The sequence below is a fragment of the Psittacicella hinzii genome, assembly GCF_003585935.1.
Taxonomy (GTDB): Bacteria; Pseudomonadota; Gammaproteobacteria; order Enterobacterales; family Psittacicellaceae; genus Psittacicella; species Psittacicella hinzii.
Map to the genome: position 1 here is coordinate 1 of NZ_NRJG01000011.1, position 2037 is coordinate 2037.

General features: G+C 34.8%; 1 protein-coding gene. It reads left to right on the top strand.

The window, feature by feature from the left end; genetic code table 11:
* The coding region (locus tag CKF58_RS00660; protein WP_147397178.1) for a beta strand repeat-containing protein at positions 1–1886 on the top strand (1886 nt) is incomplete at its 5' end.
* Between the last annotated feature and the right edge of the window lie 151 nt (positions 1887–2037).

Here is a 2037-nt window from a genome sequence, read left to right on the forward strand (position 1 = left end):
TAAGTGCAAAAGAAAACGTAAGCTTAACGAACTCGAATATTAGTGCAAATACAGCAGCAAATATTCAAGCGAACAATACTGTTTCTTTAAATGCAACTAAAGTAAATGTAACTAATGGTGCAGTGAATATCGCAGGGGATAAAGGTGTTGTATTATCTAACGGTACCAATATTACTGCGAATACAGCGAATCTTTACTCAGCAAATGGTTCAGTAGTTGCAACAGGTTCAAATGTTACAGCTGATGTAGTAAACGTAACTGCAAAAGAGAATATTTCTTTAACGAATAGTAATATTTCTGGTAGTAAAGAAGTAGTTATTAATGCAACAAATGGTACGGTAAATGCTAACGCAACAACTATCGACTCTGCTAATGGTTCTGTTAATATTACAGGTAACCAAGGTGTTAACTTAAATAACGGTACGAACATTGTTGCTGATAAAGATGTTAATGTTGATAGTCCAAATGGTTCAGTAAACGTAACCGGTACGAATATCTCAGCAAACGGTACAGTTAACTTAACCGCTAAAGAAAAGGTTACTGTTGATAATTCAAACATCTCTGGTAACCAAGGCATTAATATTAATGCTACGAATGGAACCGTAAATGTAAATGTTTCGAATATGAATTCAAGCAATGGTTCTATTAATATTACCGGTAACCAAGGTGTTAACTTAAATAACGGTACGAACATTGTTGCTGATAAAGATGTTAATGTTGATAGTCCAAATGGTTCAGTAAACGTAACCGGTACGAATATCTCAGCAAACGGTACAGTTAACTTAACCGCTAAAGAAAACGTTACTGTTGATAATTCAAACATCTCTGGTAACCAAGGCATTAATATTAATGCTACGAATGGAACCGTAAATGTAAATGCTTCGAATATGAATTCAAGCAATGGTTCTATTAATATTACCGGTAACCAAGGTGTTAACCTAAACAACGGTACGAATATCACAGCTGAAAAAGATGTAAATGTTGATAGTCTAAATGGTTCTGTAAACGTTACTGGTACGAATATTTCGGCAAATGGTACAATTAACTTAACTGCTAAAGAGAACTTAACTGTAGTGAATTCAAATATCTCTGGCAATCAAGGTGTAAACATGTATAGCAACAACACCAGAGTTGAGAATTCAACAGTAATTTCATTAACTGGTACAGTTAATATTAGCGGTAACTCGTCAGTATCTATAGTAAATTCAACTACTGATGCTGGTGACAGATCATATATAGTTTCGCCAAATGGTACTGTAGATGTACATAATTCAAACGTAACGGCAAAAGATGGTAACTATATCTCTGGTAAAGTAGATGTAAATTTAACCGATAGTATTTTCAAAGATGATCGTATTATCCGTATTGATACAGGTGATACTTTTGAAGACTACAATAATATTTATATCGCACCACATGTTATCAAGCCAGGCGATCTAGATAATGTAAGACTAGATATGGATTACAGTGATTGGTTGGAAGATGAAGGACAGTTATATCTGGATGTTGCTACAGATAAAGGTCGTACTTACGATTCAACTATCGTAGCAAGCTCAGATATAAAATACATGGAACAACTAGGTATTTATGTAGCATCAAATAATGATCACATGAACCGTTACTTAGCAGTACGTGGTTTATCACTTCAAACTTGTGCAATTATTGATCCAAATTCGATAAATGATCGTCGTGATATCACTCCAGAAGATAAAGAGAATTTACAAAAGCTTTGTGCGTTTTTAAATAATCATTTACGTAAAAAGGGTAAATTACCTCAAGTTCTACCACGTGAAGTAGTACCGCAAAGTGTATTAGTCGCTGTAGACAAATCTTATGGAGTACAAAATACAGTTAGTGCTCATGTACATAATGAAAAAAAACGTTAAATAATCGTTTTTACTAAGCATTCTAAACAACTAACCATTATTAAAGATCCCTACGTGTGAGCGTGGGGATCTTTTTATGCGTCTAGTATGCACTTACTCCGAAGGTACGGGCAAGGCTAACGCCTTGCCGTCAGTCCTTCCTTGGTTATGG